Source organism: Lysobacter sp. F60174L2 (genome assembly GCF_052547135.1).
In genome coordinates this window covers 1-19,974 of record NZ_JBQWRA010000003.1, presented here as the reverse complement: position 1 = coordinate 19,974, position 19,974 = coordinate 1, and the positions used below count along the sequence as shown (strand labels likewise).

The 19,974-nt window shown below is 68.6% G+C and carries 23 protein-coding genes; 19 read left to right on the top strand and 4 right to left on the bottom strand.

Features of this window, described 5'->3' with window-relative positions:
* Entirely contained in the window at positions 1-1,116 is a 1,116-nt protein-coding gene (locus tag ACT9AS_RS09095; protein ID WP_445099827.1) for a DUF2066 domain-containing protein, read from the bottom strand.
* Between the two features lie 231 nt (positions 1,117-1,347).
* On the opposite strand from ACT9AS_RS09095, the gene purM reads away from it, so the two are divergent.
* Genes purM through ACT9AS_RS09075 form a run of 4 tightly spaced genes read left to right on the top strand, consistent with a single transcriptional unit; the run spans position 1,348 to position 4,664 of the window.
* Positions 1,348-2,415, top strand: coding sequence for a phosphoribosylformylglycinamidine cyclo-ligase (gene purM / locus ACT9AS_RS09090; RefSeq protein ID WP_445099826.1), 1,068 nt, complete (start codon positions 1,348-1,350; stop codon positions 2,413-2,415).
* Between the two features lie 8 nt (positions 2,416-2,423).
* Positions 2,424-3,140 carry a phosphoribosylglycinamide formyltransferase gene (gene purN / locus ACT9AS_RS09085; protein ID WP_445099825.1) on the top strand — a complete coding sequence of 239 codons (717 nt, stop codon included), beginning with the start codon at positions 2,424-2,426 and terminating at the stop codon, positions 3,138-3,140.
* 9 nt (positions 3,141-3,149) lie between these two features.
* Complete coding sequence (locus ACT9AS_RS09080) at positions 3,150-3,935, top strand: DUF3108 domain-containing protein (RefSeq protein ID WP_445099824.1); 786 nt, start codon at positions 3,150-3,152, stop codon at positions 3,933-3,935.
* Positions 3,936-3,941: 6 nt separating this feature from the next.
* Positions 3,942-4,664 (top strand): DUF3108 domain-containing protein, encoded by a 723-nt coding sequence (locus ACT9AS_RS09075; RefSeq protein ID WP_445100340.1) that lies wholly within the window; start codon positions 3,942-3,944, stop codon positions 4,662-4,664.
* A 184-nt stretch (positions 4,665-4,848) separates the two neighbouring features.
* Here ACT9AS_RS09075 and murA read toward each other — a convergent pair whose 3' ends face one another.
* Complete coding sequence (murA, locus tag ACT9AS_RS09070; RefSeq protein WP_445099823.1) at positions 4,849-6,120, bottom strand: UDP-N-acetylglucosamine 1-carboxyvinyltransferase; 1,272 nt, start codon at positions 6,118-6,120, stop codon at positions 4,849-4,851.
* A gap of 3 nt (positions 6,121-6,123) precedes the next feature.
* On the bottom strand, positions 6,124-6,375 hold the full coding sequence (locus tag ACT9AS_RS09065; protein ID WP_445099822.1) for a BolA/IbaG family iron-sulfur metabolism protein: 252 nt from the start codon (positions 6,373-6,375) through the stop codon (positions 6,124-6,126).
* 126 nt (positions 6,376-6,501) lie between these two features.
* Here ACT9AS_RS09065 and ACT9AS_RS09060 point away from each other — a divergent pair, with 126 nt between their 5' ends.
* The 14 genes from ACT9AS_RS09060 (at position 6,502) to mgtE (ending at position 18,300) form a co-directional block, all read left to right on the top strand.
* Positions 6,502-7,542, top strand: coding sequence for a KpsF/GutQ family sugar-phosphate isomerase (locus ACT9AS_RS09060; protein ID WP_445099821.1), 1,041 nt, complete (start codon positions 6,502-6,504; stop codon positions 7,540-7,542).
* A 3-nt stretch (positions 7,543-7,545) separates the two neighbouring features.
* A complete protein-coding gene (locus tag ACT9AS_RS09055) occupies positions 7,546-8,127 on the top strand; it encodes a KdsC family phosphatase (protein WP_445099820.1) in 582 nt (193 codons plus the stop codon).
* On the top strand, positions 8,124-8,699 hold the full coding sequence (lptC, locus tag ACT9AS_RS09050; protein ID WP_445099819.1) for an LPS export ABC transporter periplasmic protein LptC: 576 nt from the start codon (positions 8,124-8,126) through the stop codon (positions 8,697-8,699). The genes ACT9AS_RS09055 and lptC overlap by 4 nt, the downstream gene beginning before the upstream one ends.
* Positions 8,689-9,279 (top strand): lipopolysaccharide transport periplasmic protein LptA, encoded by a 591-nt coding sequence (lptA, locus tag ACT9AS_RS09045; RefSeq protein ID WP_445099818.1) that lies wholly within the window; start codon positions 8,689-8,691, stop codon positions 9,277-9,279. The genes lptC and lptA overlap by 11 nt, the downstream gene beginning before the upstream one ends.
* On the top strand, positions 9,279-9,998 hold the full coding sequence (gene lptB, locus ACT9AS_RS09040; RefSeq protein ID WP_445099817.1) for an LPS export ABC transporter ATP-binding protein: 720 nt from the start codon (positions 9,279-9,281) through the stop codon (positions 9,996-9,998). Before lptA ends, lptB begins: the two co-directional genes overlap by 1 nt.
* Before the next feature lie 54 nt (positions 9,999-10,052).
* Entirely contained in the window at positions 10,053-11,483 is a 1,431-nt protein-coding gene (locus tag ACT9AS_RS09035) for an RNA polymerase factor sigma-54 (RefSeq protein WP_445099816.1), read from the top strand.
* Positions 11,484-11,564: 81 nt separating this feature from the next.
* The gene (gene hpf, locus ACT9AS_RS09030; protein ID WP_445099815.1) at positions 11,565-11,891 is read left to right on the top strand and encodes a ribosome hibernation-promoting factor, HPF/YfiA family; all 327 of its coding nucleotides are present in this window, start codon (positions 11,565-11,567) and stop codon (positions 11,889-11,891) included.
* 5 nt (positions 11,892-11,896) lie between these two features.
* Entirely contained in the window at positions 11,897-12,388 is a 492-nt protein-coding gene (locus ACT9AS_RS09025; RefSeq protein WP_445099814.1) for a PTS sugar transporter subunit IIA, read from the top strand.
* A 10-nt stretch (positions 12,389-12,398) separates the two neighbouring features.
* Positions 12,399-13,364 carry an HPr(Ser) kinase/phosphatase gene (gene hprK / locus ACT9AS_RS09020; RefSeq protein ID WP_445100339.1) on the top strand — a complete coding sequence of 322 codons (966 nt, stop codon included), beginning with the start codon at positions 12,399-12,401 and terminating at the stop codon, positions 13,362-13,364.
* Positions 13,365-14,249, top strand: a complete 885-nt coding sequence (gene rapZ / locus ACT9AS_RS09015) for an RNase adapter RapZ (protein ID WP_445099813.1) — start codon at positions 13,365-13,367, stop codon at positions 14,247-14,249.
* A 46-nt stretch (positions 14,250-14,295) separates the two neighbouring features.
* Positions 14,296-14,688, top strand: coding sequence for a PTS sugar transporter subunit IIA (locus ACT9AS_RS09010; protein WP_445099812.1), 393 nt, complete (start codon positions 14,296-14,298; stop codon positions 14,686-14,688).
* Between the two features lie 22 nt (positions 14,689-14,710).
* Positions 14,711-14,980: an HPr family phosphocarrier protein gene (locus ACT9AS_RS09005; RefSeq protein WP_445099811.1), complete on the top strand. Its 270-nt coding sequence runs from the start codon at positions 14,711-14,713 to the stop codon at positions 14,978-14,980.
* Positions 14,981-14,988: 8 nt separating this feature from the next.
* Positions 14,989-16,710, top strand: a complete 1,722-nt coding sequence (gene ptsP / locus ACT9AS_RS09000) for a phosphoenolpyruvate--protein phosphotransferase (RefSeq protein ID WP_445099810.1) — start codon at positions 14,989-14,991, stop codon at positions 16,708-16,710.
* Positions 16,711-16,938: 228 nt separating this feature from the next.
* Entirely contained in the window at positions 16,939-18,300 is a 1,362-nt protein-coding gene (mgtE, locus tag ACT9AS_RS08995; protein ID WP_445099809.1) for a magnesium transporter, read from the top strand.
* 15 nt (positions 18,301-18,315) lie between these two features.
* Here mgtE and ACT9AS_RS08990 read toward each other — a convergent pair whose 3' ends face one another.
* Positions 18,316-19,263 carry an integron integrase gene (locus ACT9AS_RS08990; RefSeq protein WP_445099808.1) on the bottom strand — a complete coding sequence of 316 codons (948 nt, stop codon included), beginning with the start codon at positions 19,261-19,263 and terminating at the stop codon, positions 18,316-18,318.
* A 249-nt stretch (positions 19,264-19,512) separates the two neighbouring features.
* Here ACT9AS_RS08990 and ACT9AS_RS08985 point away from each other — a divergent pair, with 249 nt between their 5' ends.
* Entirely contained in the window at positions 19,513-19,845 is a 333-nt protein-coding gene (locus ACT9AS_RS08985; RefSeq protein WP_445099807.1) for a hypothetical protein, read from the top strand.
* The last annotated feature ends 129 nt before the right edge of the window (positions 19,846-19,974 follow it).

Sequence of the window (19,974 nt, the reverse complement as noted above, 5' to 3'; positions counted from 1 at the left end):
TCAGCGCAGGCGGTACGCGGTCGGGGCGCTCTCGCCGGGGAGCGGGAGCGGGCTGTCCAGCGGGTCGACGACCCCGCCATCGACACCCATGTCCGCGCTATCGACGGGATCGCCGGACCCGCTTGCCACCAGCACGTCGCCGCCCTCGACCATGCGTGCCAGGCCCGACAGCCCGGACACCAGGTCGAGGTTGAACTCGACCGACTGCGGCGTCGCGCTCAACGGCGTGATGCCACGCACCACGGCAAGCTGCTGCAGGTACCCCGACAGGCGCACGTAGTCATCGGCGCTGTCGAGGCCGCTGAAGGCGACCCGGTAGGTACCCGGCGGCCCCGCCTCGGAACGCTTGGCATAGCGCTTCATCAACGCGTCGGCCGCGCCGTCGGCACCGGTCGCCATCACCTGCCGGGCGTCGGAACCCTCTTCGCTCCAGCGCGACAGCACCTTGCCGTTGTCGACGAAGACCCAGTCGGCCTTCCAGCCGCCGCCGTTGCGGTAGAGCTTGCCGATCAGCTGCATCGGCGGGCTGTAGCGGCGGGACGCGCGCGCGACCGCGGCGGTGTCGCCACGCCAGATCGCACCGACCACGGCCTGCTCGGCGGCGCTGCCATTGGGCAGGCCGAGCCGGTAGCCGCGCTTCTTGGCCCGCTCGAGCGTCGAATTCGCCGCGGCGGCCTTCGGCAGGCCGACCAGGCGCGGGCCACTGCCGTCGTCGATCGCCAGCCACAGCACCGGTTTCGGGCGCGGTTGCGGCCAGATCGCCAGGCCCATTGCGGCTGCCAGCGAATCGACCTTGTCCTGGTCGAACCGCACCACCAGCATGGTGTCGAAGCTGGGCGCGCCACTGGCGGACACGCCTTCGTCCTGGCGGTAGTCGAAGCCTTCGACGTAGCGCTCGGCACGCCGCAACGCCTGCGCCATGCCGGGCTGGGATGCGGCGTTGGCGTCGCCCGAGAGCTTGGCCAGCACCTGCGCCAGCGCGCGGGCAAAGCCGGTGTCGCGCTCGGCCGCGTTCTGGGTATTGACCTCCACCTCGGCCGAATACACGCCGCGCGCCGCGGCACGCGTGCCCTCGACCCGCTGCGCCGAGGCGGTGAAGCTGGCCAGCAACAGCATGGCCACCCCAAGCGCGGGCAGCCATCGCAGGCCGTTACTCCGGACTTTGCGGCCGGTAGCCGCATCGGTTGCCACAGCGTTTGCGCGCGCCATCGTTATCCCTGGGGGTGGGTGATGACGAAATGGTGCCCCACGGGACCCGGCACGTCCATTGAAGCCACGCCTGGAAGGCGCGGCGGGCGGGGGTCGCGGCTGCTAAAATCGCGGATTCCCCGCGCTTCCGAGCCCGACGTGACCGCCTCCACTCCCGACGCACCCACGCCCCCCACCCCGCTGACCTACCGCGACGCCGGTGTCGACATCGATGCGGGCAACGAACTGGTCGAGCGGATCAAGCCGCTGGTCAAGCGCAGCTTCCGGCCCGAGGTGATGGGCGGGCTGGGTGGTTTCGGCGCGCTGTTCGATCTCTCCAGCAAGTACCGCGAGCCGGTGCTGGTCTCGGGCACCGACGGCGTCGGGACGAAGTTGAAACTTGCGCAGCAGCTCGGCCGCCACGACACCATCGGCATCGACCTGGTCGGCATGTGCGTCAACGACGTGCTGGTGCAGGGCGCCGAGCCGCTGTTCTTCCTCGACTACTTCGCCACCGGCAAGCTCGACATCGACACCACGGTGGCGGTGGTCGGCGGCATCGCCAGGGGTTGCGAGCTGTCCGGCTGCGCGCTGATCGGCGGCGAGACCGCCGAGATGCCCGACATGTACGGCCCCGGCGAGTACGACCTGGCCGGCTTCACCGTCGGCGCGGTCGAGAAGTCCGAGTTGCGCGACGGCGCCCGGGTCGAGGCCGGCGACGTCCTGCTCGGCATCGCCTCGTCGGGCCCGCACTCCAACGGTTACTCGCTGATCCGGCGGATCTTCGACCGCGCCGGCCGTCCGTCCGATGTCGAGGTCGGCGGCGTGCCGTTGCTCGACGCGCTGATGGCGCCGACCGCGCTGTACGTCAAGCCGGTGCTGGAGCTGCTGCGCGGCGCGCACGGCGACGCCATCCACGCAATGGCGCACATCACCGGCGGCGGCTTGAGCGAGAACATCATCCGGGTCATTCCCGAGGGCCTGGGCCTGCGGATCGAGGCATCTGCGATCGTGCTGCCGCCGGTGTTCGACTGGCTGCAGCGCGAGGGCGCGGTGGCCGACGCGGAGATGTGGCGCACCTTCAACTGCGGCATCGGCTTCGTGCTGGTGGTGCCGCAGGGCGAAGTGGCCGCGGTCGAAGCCGAGCTGCAACGCCTGGCGCTGGTCCATCGCCGGATCGGCGAGGTCGTCCCGGCCGCCGACGGCGAGCGCGTGCGTATCGGCTGACGCGCGCCGTGGCCTTCCGCATCGCGGTCCTCGCCTCCGGCCGCGGCAGCAACCTGCAGGCGATCATCGATGCGATCGCCGACGGCCGCCTCGTGGCGGAGCTTGCCGGGGTCTTTTCGGACAAGCCATCGGCGTTCGCGCTTGAGCGCGCGCGTGGCATCGGCGTGCCGGCGACCGCGGTCCGTCCGCGCGATTTCGCCAGCCGCGCCGAGGGCGACGCGCATCTTTTCAACCTGGTCGATGCCGTCGCCCCCGACCTGATCGTCTGCGCCGGTTACATGCGACTGCTCGGCGCACGCGAAGTCAGCGCGCGGCACGGCCGCATCATCAACATCCACCCGTCGCTGCTGCCCGCGTTCAAGGGCCTGCGCACCCACCAGCAGGCGCTCGACGCAGGCGCCAGCGTGCATGGCGCCAGCGTCCACTACGTGACCCCGGAGCTCGACGGCGGACCGGTCATCGCACAGGCCCGCGTCGCGGTCGAACCCGGCGACGACGCCGAGCGACTGGCGCAGCGCGTGCTGGGCCGTGAACACCCGCTGTTGCTGGCGACGTTGCAATGGCTGGTGTCCGGCCGGATACGCCTGGCCGGCGCCGCGAACGGATCGCGGGTCGAACTCGACGGCCAGCCACTGTCGGCTCCGCTTCAGCTTGGCGCTGGCAATGTCCTCGCCGAACCTGGGCAACCGGCAACGCCGGCGCCCCCTCATCCCGACTTTTCCTGACAAAACCGCATGCTCCGGATCCTGCTCCCCGCCGCCCTCGCCCTGCTGCTGCCGCTTTCAGCGACTGCGCAAACCGCACCGCAGGGCGCCGTAGCGCCGGCAGCCGCGCCCGCCGACTCCACCGACACCCCGGCTTCCGAACCGATGCTGCAGCCCTTCGTCGCCAATTACCTGGTCTACAAGTCCGGCAAGCCGCTCGGCGAGGCGACCATGCAACTGGTCCGGCAGCAACCGCCGCGCTGGCGGGTCGACCTGGTGATGCGCGGCACGCGCGGCCTGTTCGGCCTGGCCGGTATCAACGCCGAGCAGAGCACCGTGTTCGACGTCGCCGGTGAAACTTACCGCCCGCTGACCCAGGCCACGGTCAACAAGACGATATTCACGCGCAAGCAAACCATCGGCTTCTACGATTGGCGTTCGAATGCGGCACGCTGGGAGGGCGAGGTGGATGAGGACCATCCCGGCCCGATCGCGCTGGAGACCGGCGACATGACCGGCCTGCTGATCAACCTCGCGCTGATCCGCGACGCCGAGCCGGGCAAGACCCTGCACTACCGGTTCGTCGACGATGGCAGGACCCGCCAGCACACGTACGTGGTGGCCGACGAAATCGAAAGCCTCAGCGTCGGCAACCTGTCCTACAAGGCGATGAAGGCCACCCGGGCCAAGGACGCCAACGAGGAGACGGTGATCTGGGTGGCCCGCAACGTCCCCACCCCGATCCGCATCCTGCAACGCGAAAACGGCGAAGACACCTATGACTTGCGCCTGGTCGAATACAGAGGAGTTGATTGAATGCCGATGACGACGACGCACGCACGCACCCTGGACAAGCCCCGCTCGCGGTTGCACGCACTGATCGCAGCGACCGCCGCGGCCACGGTACTGGCCGTGGCCAGCCTTCCCGCGCAGGCGGTCGAGCCGTTCACCGCCGACTACCAGGCCAGCTACATGGGCATGCAGGCCAACGGCAAGATGACCCTGGCCCCGGCCGGCGACGACCGCTGGCGCTACAGCCTCGACATCAGCAACTCGCTGGCGTCGCTGAGCCAGAGCACCGTGTTCGAGGAGAACGGCGGCCAGTGGCGTCCGGTCAGCAGTAAGGACTCGTCCAACGTGCTGGTCAAGAAGTCCGACAAGAACGCGACCTACGACTGGTCCAGGGGCGTCGCCAGCTGGAGCGGCGACGTCAAGGCCGACCGCGCCGGCCCGGTCAAGCTGAAGGCCGGCGATCTCGACGCATTGATGATCAACCTCGCGCTGGTGCGCGACCTGGAAGCCGGCAGGCCGCTGGACTACCGCATGGTCGACAACGGCCGGGTCAAGCAGATGAGCTACAAGGTCGCCGGCAAGGAGAAGATCAGCGTCGGCGGCGAGCAGAAGCAGGCGACGAAACTGGTCAACACCGATGGCGACAAGCAGACCATCGCCTGGGTCGTCGACGGCATGCCGGTGCCGGCGCGGATCCTGCAGCGCGAGGATGGCGAGGACGCGATCGACCTGCGGGTGAAGTCGGTGCACTGACGCCCGGCCGAACCAGCTTCGAGTCCCGAACGCCCCGCAATGCGGGGCGTTTTTTCGTAACGACGTTGCCCGGCCTTTTGTAGGAGCGACGTAAGTCGCGATCGCACGGCGATTCCGGAGATCAGTGAAATCGCGACTTACGTCGCTCCTACATCGGAGACCCTGCGTCGGAGCGCACCGGCACTCACCCGATGCGGCGGATCTTCGCCCCCAGCCCCGACAGCTTCTCCTCGATGTTCTCGTAACCGCGATCGAGGTGGTAGATACGGTCGATGGTGGTCTCGCCCTGCGCCACCAGTCCGGCCAGGATCAGCGAGGCAGACGCGCGCAGGTCGGTCGCCATCACCGGCGCGCCGCTGAGCTGGTCGACGCCGCGCACCACCGCGGTGTGGCCGTCGACGCGGATGTCGGCACCGAGGCGCAGCAATTCGTTGACGTGCATGAAGCGGTTTTCGAAGATCGTCTCGTTGATCACGCCAACGCCGTCGGCGACACAGTTCAGCGCCATGAACTGCGCCTGCATGTCGGTCGGGAACGCCGGATGCGGCGCGGTGGTGATGTTGACCGCCTTCGGGCGACGGTCGTGCATGTCGAGGGTGATGCGGTCGTCGATGCAGTCGATTTCAGCGCCCGCCTCGACCAGCTTGTCCAGCACCGCCTTCATCGTGTCCGGCCGCGCACAGCGCGCGGTGATGCGTCCGCCGGTCATCGCCGCGGCAACCAGGAAGGTGCCGGTTTCGATCCGGTCCGGCACCACCGAATGGGCACCGCCGTGCAGACGTTCGACTCCCTCGATAACGATCCGCCCGGTGCCTGCGCCCTCGATCTTCGCGCCCATCGCCTTCAGGCATTCGGCGAGGTCGACGATCTCGGGTTCCAGCGCGGCGTTCTCGAGGGTCGTTGTGCCTTCGGCCAGCGTGGCCGCCATCAGCACGTTCTCGGTGGCGCCGACGCTGACCATCTCGAACACGTGGCGCGCGCCCTTGAGGCGATCGGCACGGGCATTGATGAAGCCGTTCTCCACCGTGATCCGCGCGCCGAGCGACTGCAGGCCCTTGATGTGCAGGTCGACCGGGCGCGAGCCGATCGCGCAGCCGCCGGGCAGCGACACCTCGGCGTGGCCGTACTTGGCCAGCAGCGGACCGAGCACCAGCACCGAGGCCCGCATGGTCCGCACCAGTTCGTACGGCGCGACCTGGCTGTGCACGGTGGTCGGGTCCACGGTGATGCTGCCATTTCCACCGGCGGCGCGTTCGTCGAAGCCGACGCCGGCACCGATCTCCGCAAGCAGCTTGGCCGTGGTCACCACGTCATGCAGGTGCGGCACGTTGCTGATCGCCACCGGCGCATCGGCCAGCAAGGTCGCGCACAGGATCGGCAGCACCGCGTTCTTGGCACCGGAAATCCGCACCTCGCCATTGAGCGGGACGCCGCCCTCGACCACGATCTTCTGCATCGGTCAGGCCTGTCCGGGCGTTGCCGAGGCATGCTCGGTCGGCGTCAGCGTCTTCAACGCCAGCGCGTGGATCTCGCCGCCCATGCGCTCGCCCAGGGTCGCGTAGACCATCCGGTGGCGGGCCAGCGGCAGTTTGCCGGCGAATGCATCGCTGACCACGGTCGCCTCGAAATGCACGCCGTCATCACCACGCACGTCGGCGCGGGCGCCGGGCAGGCCTTGTTCGATCAGGGATTTGATGGTGTCTGGGTTCACTTCGAGTATCCACGTGGGTATGCGGCTGAAAGCCGCTGAAACCGCGCAAGGCGGGGCGCGGGTTTTTGCGCGGCGATACGCGTAAAATCGACCGTTCTAGCCTAGCGGAAAGCCCCCTGCTCCGAAATGGCAACATTCCCCAGCACTCCCAGCAACACGACGGCCGACGGCAACCGGCTGTCCGCCGACGGCCCACCCGACGCCGCCCTGGCCGCCAGCGGCCGCCGCGTATTCGAGATCGAGGCCCAGGCGCTCGCCGCCGTGTCCGAACGCCTCGATGGCGACTTCAGCGCCGCCTGCCGGCTGATGCTCGGCGCCCGCGGCCGGGTGGTCTGCACCGGCATGGGCAAGTCCGGCCACGTCGCCCGCAAGATCGCGGCGACCCTGGCCTCGACCGGCACCCCGAGCTTCTACGTCCATCCGGGCGAAGCCGGCCACGGCGACCTGGGCATGATCACCGACGCCGACGTGGTGATCGCACTGTCGTACTCGGGCGAGAGCGACGAGGTACTGATGCTGCTGCCGGTGCTCAAGCGCCAGGGCAACAGGCTGATCACGATGACCGGCCGTCCGGGCTCGACCCTGGCCCGCGCGGCCGACGTGCACCTCGACGTCAGCGTGCCGGCCGAGGCCTGCCCGATCGATCTGGCGCCGACCTCCAGCACCACCGCGTCGCTGGCGATGGGTGACGCGCTGGCGGTGGCGTTGATGGAGGCGCGCGGCTTCACCGCCGACGACTTCGCCCGCTCGCACCCCGCCGGCGCGCTCGGCCGCCGCCTGCTGCTGCACATCGCCGACATCATGCACGGCGGCGACGACGTGCCGCGGGTCGGCCCGAGCGCCACCGTCAGCGAGGCGCTGGTGGAGATGAGCCGCAAGCGGCTGGGCATGACGGCGATCGTCGAGCCGGACGGAAAACTGCTTGGCCTGTACACCGACGGCGACCTGCGCCGCAGCCTGGACGACAGCAACGTCGACCTGCGCACCACCCGCATCGACGCGGTGATGACCCGCGCGCCGAAGACCATCGACTCCGAGGCGCTCGCGGTCGAGGCGGCGCAATTGATGGAAGCGCACAAGATCGGCGGCCTGCTGGTGGTCGATCGCGAACAGCGCGTGGTCGGTGCGCTCAACATCCACGACCTGCTGCGCGCGCGGGTGGTCTGAGCGATGCCCTACCAGCACCACAACGACTATCCCGCCGCGATCCGCGAGCGTGCCTCGCGGGTGCGGCTGGCCTGCTTCGACGTCGACGGCACCCTGACCGACGGACGCCTGATGTTCGACAGCGAAGGACGCGAGACCAAGGCCTTCCACGTACACGACGGCCTCGGCCTGGTGCTGCTGCGCAAGGCGGGCATCGAGGTCGCCTTCATCACCGCGCGCGAGAGTTCCATCGTCCAGTACCGCGCCGCCGAGCTGGGGCTGACCGAGGTACATACCGCGGTCAAGGACAAGCTGGCGCGGGTCGGCGAAATCGCCACGCGGCTCGGCATCGGCATGGACGAGGTATCGTTCATGGGCGACGACCTGCCCGACCTCCGGGTCATGTTGCAGGTGGGTTTTTCCGCCGCGCCATCCAGCGCCCACCCGTGGGTACGCGAACGCGTGAACTGGCGCACCGCCGCCGCGGCCGGACAGGGCGCCGCCCGCGAATTCTGCGACCTGCTGCTGGCCGCGCAGGGCCGCGTCGAAGCGTTGCTGGATGACGTCTGCCAAGTCGAGGGCGTGCGCGTCGAGGGCACCGCATGAGGCTTCCCGACGTGAGCTGGCGCGTGTTGGTGTCGCTGGTGCTACTGGCGGTGGCCGCGGTCAGTGGCTGGTCGCTGTGGTCCAAGCGCAGCGCGCCGCCCGAGGAAGCGATGGCCGCCAGCGGCCGGCCCGATTACGTGCTGCACGACTTCGAACTGGTCGCGCTGGATGCGCAGGGCCGCGAGTCGTTCACCCTGCGGGCGCCGGAGCTGGCGCGCGACCCGGCCACCGAAACGATGGAAATCGCCACCCCGCTGTTCCTGATCCCACCGCGTGGTGGCGAAGGCGATGCCTGGGAAGTACGGGCCAGGCGCGGCTGGGTCAGCGCCGAAGGCGATGAACTGCGCCTCGACGGCGCGGTCGAGGCCGAGAGCGACGGCCGCACCGAGCCCAAGGTGACGATCAACACCGAACAGCTGAACGTCTTCCCCGAGGACGACCGGGTGACCTCGCCCGTCGCGGTCACCATTAATCGACCCGGCTCTATACTTCGCGGCAATGGTCTCGAGGTGAACCTGGCCAGCAAGCAGTACACCCTCCAGTCCGAGGTCCGCTCCCGCTATGTCCCCTGACAACTTCCCCCAGCGCGCCAGCGTGCGGCGACTTGCCGGCTGGATGCTCGTCGCCGTGGCGATGGTCGCCAGTCCGTTGGCCATGGCGCGCAAGTCCGATCGCAACAAGCCGATGGACATCAACGCCGGCAAGCAGGTCGGCAGCCTCGACGACGCCACCCCGACCGTACTGTCGGGCGGCGTGACGATCGACCAGGGCACGCTGCACGCCGAAGCCAGCCGCGCCGAAATCAGCACCCGTGGCGGTGAAATCTCGCGGGTGGTGTTCAACGGCGGCCCGGCGCGCTTGAAGCAGCAGCTCGACGACGGCACGCCGATGAACGCCGTCGCCAACAAGATCGACTACAACGTCAACAACGAAACCGTGGTGTTCACCGGCAACGTCAGCATCAAGCAGCCGCGCGGCACGCTCAGCGGCGAGCGCGTGGTCTACAACATGGCCAGCGGCCAGGTCACCAGCGGTGGCGAAGGCAACGGCCGGGTCAGCATGCGGATCATGCCGAAGAACGCGGATGGCGATGCCCAGCCGGCCGAGCCCGACAACGACGAAAGTACCGACTCGCCCGCGGAGGGTGACTGATGCTGGTCGCCCAGGGCCTGCGCAAGGCCTACCGCTCGCGCGAGATCGTGCGTGATTTCGGGCTGACCCTCGACGCCGGCGAAGTGGTCGGCCTGCTCGGCCCCAACGGCGCCGGCAAGACCACCTGCTTCTACATGATCGTCGGCCTGGTGCCGGCCGACGCCGGGCAGATCACGCTCGACGGCAAGGACATCACCGGCGACCCGATGTACGTGCGTTCCAAGTACGGCGTCGGCTACCTGCCGCAGGAACCGTCGGTGTTCCGCAAGCTCAGCGTCGCCGACAACCTGCGGGTGGTGCTGGAACTGCGCGACGACCTCGACAAGGCCGGCCGCGAGCGCGAACTCGAAGCGTTGATGGAGGAACTGCAGGTCACCCACGTCGCCGACCAGCTCGGCGCCAGCCTCTCCGGCGGCGAGCGTCGCCGGGTCGAGATCGCCCGAGCGCTGGCAAGCAAGCCGCGGCTGATGCTGCTCGACGAACCGTTCGCCGGCGTCGACCCGATTTCGGTCGGCGAGATCCAGCGAATCGTGCGCCACCTCAAGAATCGCGGCATCGGCGTGCTGATCACCGACCACAACGTCCGCGAGACCTTGGGTATCTGCGACCGTGCGTATATCCTCAATGAAGGCGGCGTGCTCGCGCAGGGGGCTCCGGACGCGCTGCTCGCCAATCCCGACGTGCGTCGCGTCTACCTGGGCGAAACCTTCCGCCTGTAATGATGCTGCAACGCAACGGCCGTCGGACCCGTCAGGTCGCGTTTGCAATCCATCATGAAGCCCCGTCTCCAAACCTCCCTCGGCCAGCACCTGGTGATGACCCCGCAGTTGCAACAGGCGATCCGCCTGTTGCAGATGTCGGCGATCGAACTGGAGGCCGAGCTGGTCAATGCGGTGGAAAGCAACCCGCTGCTGGACTGGACCGAAACCGCGATCAGCAGCGACCGCACCGACGGCACCAGGCTGGACGGCGACGGTCATGCGTCCGATTCCAGCCTCGATACGCCCGCCCCGCCCGAGGCCGACTGGGGCGCGAACGACGGCGAAACCTGGTACCAGCGTGTCGGCCCCGGCGACCCGGGTGACGAGGGCTCGGCCGCCGAACAGGTGGCCGAGGCCGAGACCCTGCACGACCACCTGCTGTGGCAACTGCACCTGAGTCCGCTGTCACCGCGTGACCGCCAGATCGCGGTCGCCCTGATCGAATCGATCGACGACAACGGCTACCTGCGCGAGCCACTGGAATCGATCGCCGCCGGCCTCGAAGCCGAACTCCATGCCAGCGGCGATGAAATCCAGACGGCGCTGTGCCAGATCCAGCGTTTCGATCCGGTCGGCGTCGGCGCGCGCGACCTGGCCGAATGCCTGCGCCTGCAACTGGAGCAACTGCCCGAAGACACGCCGGGCCGCGACCTGGCCTGGACACTCGCCAATGGCCCGCTGGAACGGCTGCCGCGAATCGGCGTCAGCGGCCTGGCCAGCGAGATGAAGCTCGACGAGGGCGAGGTCGACATCGCGGTCCAACTGCTGCGCTCGCTCGACCCGCGCCCCGGCGCCCAGATCGGCGCGATCGCGACCGACACCTACGTCGCCCCGGACGTCGTCATCTGGCGCCAGCATGGCCTGTGGCGGGTCGCGTTGTCGGACAGCATGCGTCCGCGGGTGAGCATCCATCGCGGTTACGAGGGCATGATCCGCCACGCCAGCGCATCCGACGCCAGTTACCTCAAGGGCCACCTGCAGGAAGCCCGCTGGCTGCTCAAGAGCCTGGAAGCACGCGGCGACACTTTGCTGAAAGTCACCCGCTGCCTGTTGCGCCAGCAGGCCGGCTTCCTCGAGTTCGGCGACAGCGCGCTGCGGCCGCTGACGCTGCGCGAGGTCGCCGCCGAAATCGGCCTGCACGAATCCACGGTTTCGCGCGCGATCGCGCGCAAGTACGCGCGCACACCGCGAGGAACCATCCCGCTGCGCGGTTTCTTCGCCTCCGGCATCGGTACCGGCGGTGGCGGCGAGGCCTCCAGCACCGCGATCCAGTCGATGCTGCGGCAACTGATCGAGGCGGAGAACCCGCGCAAGCCGCTGTCGGACGCGCGCCTGGCCGAAAGCCTGAAAGCGACGGGCATTCCGGTCGCCCGCCGCACCGTGGCCAAGTACCGCGAAGCGATGGGAATCGCGTCCTCGCAGGACCGCGTGCGGATGGCGTGACGCCGGTCGCCGACCGCCCGCCATTCACGCCGGGCTGGGCTATGCTGGAGACCCAAGCCGCGACGTAACAGGAGGTCTCCGATGCGTATCGAAACCCACGGCCAGCATGTCGAAGTCACTGCCGCCCTGCGCGACTACGTGGAAACCAAGCTGGAACGGCTTGGACGCCATTTCGACCAGCCGTTCGACGTCCGCGCCCAGCTCAGCCTCGACAAGCCCAACCACCGCGCCGAGGCGACCGTCAACCTTGCCGGGGGCATCCTGCATGCCGATGCCACCGCGATCGACATGTACGCCGCGATCGACCTGCTCGCCGACAAGCTCGACCGCCTGCTGATGAAACACAAGGAAAAGCAGATCGCCCACAACCGCGGCGAGAGCCTCGCCCGCAGCGGCGAATTCGGCTAGCCCCCATGCCATTGCACGAGTTGCTGAGCGTCGACCGCATTGCGATCCTGACCGAGCCGGGCAACCGCGTCTCGGTCATCGACGCCGCGGCCCGGTTACTGGCCGACCCGCTGTACGCCAGCGGCAATGCCGCCTGCGCCGCCATCCGCGAGAGCCTGCAGGCGCGCGAGCGCCTGGCCAGCACCGCGATCGGCCACGGCGTGGCGATCCCGCACGGCCGGGTGGCCGGGATCGGCGAGAGTCGCGGCGCGTTCCTGCGGCTGGCCGAACCGGTCGACTTCGGCGCCGTCGACGGTGAGCCGGTGGACCTCGTGCTGGCCATGGCGATCCCGGAACACTCGCTGCAGGAGCACCTGCAACAACTGGCGGAACTGGCGGAGCATTTCTCCAGCGCCGGCTTCCGTGACCGCCTGCGCGCGGCGCCAACCGTCGCCGAGCTCGGCGGCTGCCTGCTGGACGGGGTCGACACCCGCGCCCAACGATCGACGGTGGCCTGACACGATGCCGATGTGCAACGCCCGGATCAGCGCCGGCGAGCTGTTCGAGCAGCAGCGCGACCGCCTCGACCTGAAGTGGGTCGCCGGCCAGGAAGGCCGCGACCGTGTCCTGGAATCGGTCGAAACCGTCGCCCGTCGCCCGTCGCTGGCCGGCTACCTCAACGCGATCTATCCCAACAAGGTGCAGATCCTCGGCACCGAAGAGCTGGCGTGGCTGGATGCGCTGGACTCGCGCCACCGCTGGGAAACGATCGAGCGGATCATGCAGTTCCGGCCGCTGGCGCTGGTGATCAGCAAGGGCCAGGATTGTCCCGCCGACCTCGCCGAGGCCGCCGAGGAGTCGCGCACGCCGCTGTGGAACTCGCCGCTGCGTGGCCACGAACTGCTGAACCACCTGCAGTACCACCTCGCCCGGACCCTGGCGCCGCGGATCACCCTGCACGGGGTGTTCATGGAGATCTACTCGATCGGCGTGCTGATCACCGGCGATGCCGGCGCCGGCAAGAGCGAGCTGGCGCTGGAACTGATCAGCCGCGGCCACCGGCTGGTCGCCGACGACGCCCCCGAGTTCACCCAGATCGCCCCCGACGTGCTCGACGGCACCTGCCCGGAAATGATCCAGGACCTGCTGGAAGTGCGCGGCCTGGGCGTGCTCAATATCCGCGAGATGTTCGGCGACACCGCAGTCAAGCACAACAAGTACCTGCGCCTGATCATCCACCTGACACGACCGGCGGACGAGCCGGCCGATGCCCCGGCACCGACCGGGCTGGAGCGGCTGACCGGCGAGAACAGCGCCCGACGCGTGCTCGACCTCGACGTGCCGACCACCCACCTGCCGGTGATGCCCGGCCGCAACCTGGCGGTGCTGGCCGAGGCCGCGACCCGGCTGCACAGCCTGCGGATGAAGGGCATGGACCCGGCGGCGGCATTCATCGCCCGGCACAGCAACTTCCTCGAACGCGGCGACGTCTGAATGGCCACCAACGAACCCTCCAGCGCGACCCTGGTGATCGTCAGCGGCATGTCCGGCTCGGGCAAGTCGGTGGCGCTCAAGACCTTCGAAGACCTGGGCTACTACTGCGTCGACAACCTGCCGGCCGAACTGCTGCCGGACTTCGTGCGCAGCGCCACCGGCGACGGCGCGACCGCCGCCCGGATGGCGGTCGGGATCGACGTACGCAACAGCCACAGCGACCTCGGCAACCTGCCCTCGTGGCTGTCGGCGGTCGGGGCAATGGGGCTGGACCCGAAGCTGATCTTTTTCGACACCCGCGACGATGTCCTGCTCAAACGCTATGCCGACACCCGCCGGCGCCACCCGCTGAGCCAGCTGGGGCTGTCGCTGGCGGACGCGATCGCGCTGGAGCGGCAGGTGCTCAAGCCGCTGCGGCAACTGGCCGACATCCAGCTCGACACCAGCGACCTCAACGTCCACCAGATGCGCCGCCATGTCATCACCGAGTTCGGGATCGGCGATGCCAACACGGTGTCGCTGCTGTTCGAATCGTTCGCCTACCGCCACGGCCTGCCGGCCGGCGCCGACTTCGTGTTCGACGCGCGCGGCCTGCCCAATCCGCACTGGGACCCGACCCTGCGGCCGCTGTCGGGCCGCGATTCCGCGGTGGCGCAGCACCTGGCCGCGCAGCCGGAAGTGCAGGAGTTCGCCAGCCAGATCAGCGCTCTGCTGGACACCTGGCTGCCACGGATGCAGTCGGGATCCACCCGCAGCTACATCACCGTGGCTTTCGGGTGCAGCGGCGGCCGCCACCGCTCGGTCTACCTGGCCGAATGGATGGCCGCCCACGCCCGCGAGCGCGGCTGGGACGAGGTCGCGGTGCATCATCGCGAACTGGACTGAGCCGTCCCGCTTCCGGGGATCAACCCGCGTCTGTTAACTTCTCCGGATGGCCGTCGGCATCCTGCTCATCACCCATCCAGGTATCGGTACCGCGCTGGTGGGCGTGGCGACCCGCCTGCTGGATGCGTTGCCGCTGCGCACAGAAGCGCTCGAAGTGCCGTACGACGGCGCCCCGGACGAGTGGCTGCCTCGCGCAAGCGCCGCGTTGCGCAAGGTCGACGGTGGCGACGGCGTGCTGGTGCTGACCGACCTGTACGGTGCGACGCCGAGCAACCTGGCCGCCCGGGTCGCGCAACTGGGCACGCCGGTGCGGCGAGTGTCGGCCCTGAACCTGCCGATGCTGCTGCGCGTGATGAACTACGCCGAGCTGCCGCTGGACGAGCTGCCCGCGGTCGCCGCCGCCGGCGCGCGCAACGGCGTGCGGCTGGACGATGCCTGAGACGGAAACAAGGAACTCCCCCATGATCGAACGTGAACTCACCGTCTCCAACCGCCTGGGCCTGCATGCGCGCGCCACCGCCAAGCTGGTCCAGCTGCTGTCGGGCTACAGCTGCAACGTGACGCTGGTCGCCAAGGGCCGCGAGGTCAACGCCAAGAGCATCATGGGCGTGATGCTGCTGGCTGCCGGCCAGGGCACGGTGGTCAAGCTGCGGGCCGATGGCGACGACGAGGAGGCGGTGGCCGAAGCGATCACCGGCCTGTTCGAGCGTCGCTTCGACGAAGACCAGTAGGAGCGCCGATGCGGCAGGAATTCTCCGGACTCGGGGCATCGCGCGGCAGCGCGCTTGGCCGCGCCCGGGTGCGCCTGCCGCACGTGCTCGACGTGGTCGAGGAGCGCATCGATGCCACGGCGGTCGAGGATGAGCTGAAGCGCCTGCACGACGCGATCGACCGGGTCCGGACCGAGATGCACGTCATGCGCGAGCGCCTGCACGGCGCACTCGCGCGCGAGGTCGGCGAGTTCCTCGACCTGCATGCGCTGCTACTCGACGACCCCGAGTTGCTGCAGGGCCTCGATGAACTGATCCGCACCGGCCGCTACAGCGCCGATTACGCGCTGCGGCTGCAACGCGACCGCATCGCCTCGGTGTTCGACACCATGGACGATGCGTACTTCCGCAGCCGGCTGGACGACATCGACCAGGTGATCGGCCGCGTGCACGCCGCCCTGCACCGCCGCGACGCCGGCATGGAGGGCGTCGCCGGCGAGATCCTGGTCACCGACAACGTCGCGCCCGCCGAGCTCGCCCAGTTGCAGGCGCAGGGCGTGGTGGCGATCGTCACCGCCAGCGGCAGCGCGTTGTCGCACAGCGCGATCCTGGCGCGCAGCCTGCACCTGCCGCTGGTGGTCGGCGTCGCCAACGTGCTGCAGAAGGTCAACGACGGCGACGCGCTGATCGTCGATGGCGGCACCGGCCGGGTGGTGCTGGAGCCTGCGCCCGACGACCTGCGCAGCCACCATGCGCGCCAGCGTGGCTACGCGCGCGAACGGCGCGAACTCAACCGTCTGCGACGCGAACCCAACCGCACCCGCGACGGCAGCGAGGTCGAGATCTACGCCAACGCCGAGTCGCGCGAGGACGTCGCCGAGGCCCATGCGCTGGGCGCCACCGGCATCGGCCTGTACCGCACCGAGTTTCTGTTCCTGCAGCGGATGGAACTGCCCGACGAGGAGGAGCAGTTCCGCGCCTACCGCGACGTGGTGTTGGGCATGAGCGGACGGCCGGTGACCATCCGCACCCTCGACCTGGGCGCCGACAAGGCCGACCGCACCGGCCTGGCGCTGCGCGACGAACCCAACCCGGCGCTGGGCCTGCGCGGCGTGCGGCTGTCGCTGGCACGCACCGGCCTGCTGGAGACCCAGTTGCGCGCGATGCTGCGAGCATCCGGCTACGGCCCGCTGCGGATCCTGCTGCCGATGATCAGCAGCCGCGAGGAGGTCCGCACCGTCCGCGCGGAGATGATGCGGATCGCCCGCGACCTGCGCAGCGAAGGCTACGAGATCGCCGACTACGTGGCATTGGGCGCGATGATCGAGGTGCCGGCCGCGGCGATCTCGCTGTCGACGTTCATCGGCGGGGTCGACTTCCTGTCGATCGGCACCAACGACCTGATCCAGTATCTGCTCGCCGCCGACCGCGACAACGAAGCCCTCGGCGACCTGTACACCGCGCTGCACCCGGCAGTACTGCGGTTGTTGCGCGACGTAATCCGGCTGGCCGCGGCCCGCAACACCCCGGTCGCGGTCTGCGGCGAGCTGGCCGGCGATTCCCGGTTCGCGCCACTGCTGCTGGCGTTGGGGCTGGAGCAGTTCAGCCTGCACCCGACCTCGCTGCTGGAGATCCGCCGGACGATCCGCAACTGCGACCTCGACCGCCTGCGCGCGAACGCCCCGGCCCTGATGCGCGCGCGCGACCGCGGCGAAATCGAACGCTGGCTGGAGGCGCAGCGCGGGCATTGACTCAGTGTGAGGGATGTAGGAGCGACGTAAGTCGCGATTTCACTGACATCCGGGATCGCCGTGCATTCGCGACTTACGTCGCTCCTACATTCACCGCCGGCATCGCCGGACTGTGCAGTCCCAGCTCCACCAGCGATAATGCCGCCATGAACACCTGATTCGGTCGCACTCCGTCCCGGGACACCCGGCGACGCTGCGGCTCTTCCGCCCGCCCCCCGGAGCGTCCGCATGGCCGAAGCCGACCGCCACGACAAGACCTCGCGCCAGCTGCGGCTGCTGTCGGAGGCACTCGACAGCGGCCGCCTCGGCCCGGTCAAGCGGCTGGTCAACACCCTGTCGCCGGCCGAGATCGGCAACCTGCTGGAGTCGCTGCCGCCCGGCAAGCGCGTGGTGGTGTGGGGACTGGTCGACGCCGAGGACGACGGCGAGGTGCTGGTCCACGTCGGCGACGAGGTCCGCGAGAGCCTGCTGGCGCACATGGACCCCGACGAGATCGTGGCCGCGGTCGAGGACCTCGACATCGACGACCTCGCCGACCTGGTCGAGGACCTGCCCGACACCGTCATCGACGAAGTGCTCAAGTCGATGGACCGTGAGAACCGCGAGCGCCTCGAACAGGTGCTGTCCTACCCCGAGGACACCGCCGGCCGCCTGATGAACCCCGACGTGGTGACCGTGCGCACCGACACCACCGTCGACGTGGTGCTGCGCTACCTGCGCCTGCGCGGTGAACTGCCCGAGCACACCGACCACCTGTACGTGGTCAGCCGGCGCCACCAGTACCTCGGCCGGATCGCGCTGGCCGCGCTGCTGACCCACGAGGCCGGCACCCCGATCAACCAGTTGATCGACGACGAGCAGCCCGCGATCGACGTCGAGGAATCGGCCAACGAGGTCGCGCGGCAGTTCTCCGACCACGACTGGCTCAGCGCCCCGGTGGTCGACGACAACCACACCCTGCTCGGCCGCATCACCATCGATGACGTGGTCGACATCATCCGCGAACAGGCCGAGCACCAGGCCCTGAGCGCGGCCGGCCTGGACGAGGACGAAGACCTGTTCTCGCCGGTGCGTCGGGCGTTCCGGCGGCGGTTGATCTGGCTCGGGGTCAACCTGTGCACCGCATTCCTGGCGGCCGGCGTGATCGGCCGCTTCGAGGGTGCGATCGAGCAGATCGTGGCACTGGCGATCCTGATGCCGATCGTCGCCGGCATGGGCGGCAACGCCGGCACCCAGGTACTGGCGCTGATGATCCGCGGCCTCGCGCTGGGCCAGATCGGCTCCTCCAACGTCGGCGTGCTGCTGCGCAAGGAGCTGGCCGTCGCCCTGATCAACGGCCTGTGCCTGGGCATCGGCCTGGGACTGATCGTGCTTTGGTGGTTCCATGACCCGATGCTGTCGCTGGTGATCGGCTGCGCCCTGACCATCAACCTGCTGACCGCCGCGACCGGCGGCGTGATCGTGCCGATGACGCTCAAACGGCTGGGCTTCGACCCCGCGCTGGCCGGCGGCGTGGTACTGACCACGGTGACCGACGTGATGGGATTCCTGAGCTTCCTCGGGCTGGCGACGCTGGTGTTGCTGCGCTGACCGGCCGCGTCCGGCTCAATCGCGATCCAGCGGACTCAACACCCCGCCCGCCCCGCGTCCCAGCACGTGGGTGTAGATCTGGGTGGTCGCGACGTCCTTGTGACCGAGCAGCTCCTGCACCGTGCGGATGTCGTGGCCATCCTCCAGCAAATGGGTAGCGAAGGAGTGGCGGAACGTATGGCAGGTCGCCGGCTTGTCGATCCCCGCACGCGCCCGCGCCGTCTTGACCGCGCGTTGCAGGACCGCCTCGTCGACATGGTGGCGCCGCTTGCGCCCGGTACGCGGGTCCAGCGAATGGCGCGGTGACGGAAACACATACTGCCAACCGAACTCGCGACCCGCGTTGACATACTTGCGTGCCAGCGCGTGCGGCAGGTGGACCTCGCCCAGGCCCAGCAGCAGGTCCTGCCCGTGGATCACCCGCACCCGCTCGACCTGCTCGCGCAACCGCTCGCGCAACCTGCGCGGCAGCGGCACCCGACGGTCCTTGCCGCCCTTGCCATTGCGCACGCAGATCTCGTTGCGGCCGAAGTCCACATCCTTGACCCGCAGCCGCACGCATTCCATCAGCCGCATCCCCGCGCCGTAAAGCAACCCCGCCATCAGCCATACCTGGCCATCGAGCAACGCCAGCAGGCGCGCCACCTCCTCACGCGACAGCACCACCGGAATCTTCCGCGGCCGCTTGGCCCGCACCACCGACTCCATCCACGGCAGCTCGATGCCGAGTACCTGTCGATACAGGAACAACAGCGCCGACAGCGCCTGGTTCTGCGTACTCGCCGCCACGTCATCTCGAGTGGCCAGGGACGACAGGAATGCCTCCACCTCCACCACCCCCATGTCGCGGGGATGACGCTTGCGATTGGCCAGGATGAAGCGCTTGATCCAGTACAGATAGACCCGCTCGGTGCGCAGGCTGTAGTGCTTCAAGCGGCAGCGGTCGCGTACCTGGTCCAGCAAGCGTGGGGGACGCGGCGGGCGGGCCACCGCCGTGGTTTCGTTGCCAGATAACACCCCACTTTTGGGACGATAAGACATGACACTCCACATAAGCCGTTTTCCACGGGCAGCTTCCGGTCGGACCGGCCACGATGTAAGTGGATAAGTCGTTGGTGTCGTGTAGGATTTCCCTGATTGACCACGCCATGAAGCTCAGGCAAGGATTTGGATAACACCCCGCTTTGGGGATCTACTAAGCGTTAGTTGGCTATGAACCTTTGGTCGCTACTGGGGGCAGTACTTTTCGGCGGCGTGTTCGCGTTGTTCGCATTCTGGGGCGTTGAGGGACTTGATTCACAGGTCATACGCGGTGTGGTCGCGTTCTTCCTGTTCGGCTTCTACTGCGCAATCGTAATTTTCGGTACTTCTGACAAGAAGCGGTCTCTCTCGTTGCCGGCCCAGACGCTAATGGGCGTAGCCTTGGCCTGCGCCATTGCGGCAATCTTCGGGGCCACAGCGGAGGGTTACTTCTTAGCAGTGGCACTGGGGTTGGTTTTAGGCTTCACTGCAGACCGATGGGTGGAGCACGTGCAGTTGCCGTAGGCGCCACCTAACAATTCATTCAAGCCGAACCCGCTTCGCGGGTCGGCTTAATTCAGGCGTTAGGCTGCAGCGCCGAAATTTCTCGCGGCGGACACGGCTACTGTCAGAATTATCGGACGGCGCAAGGCG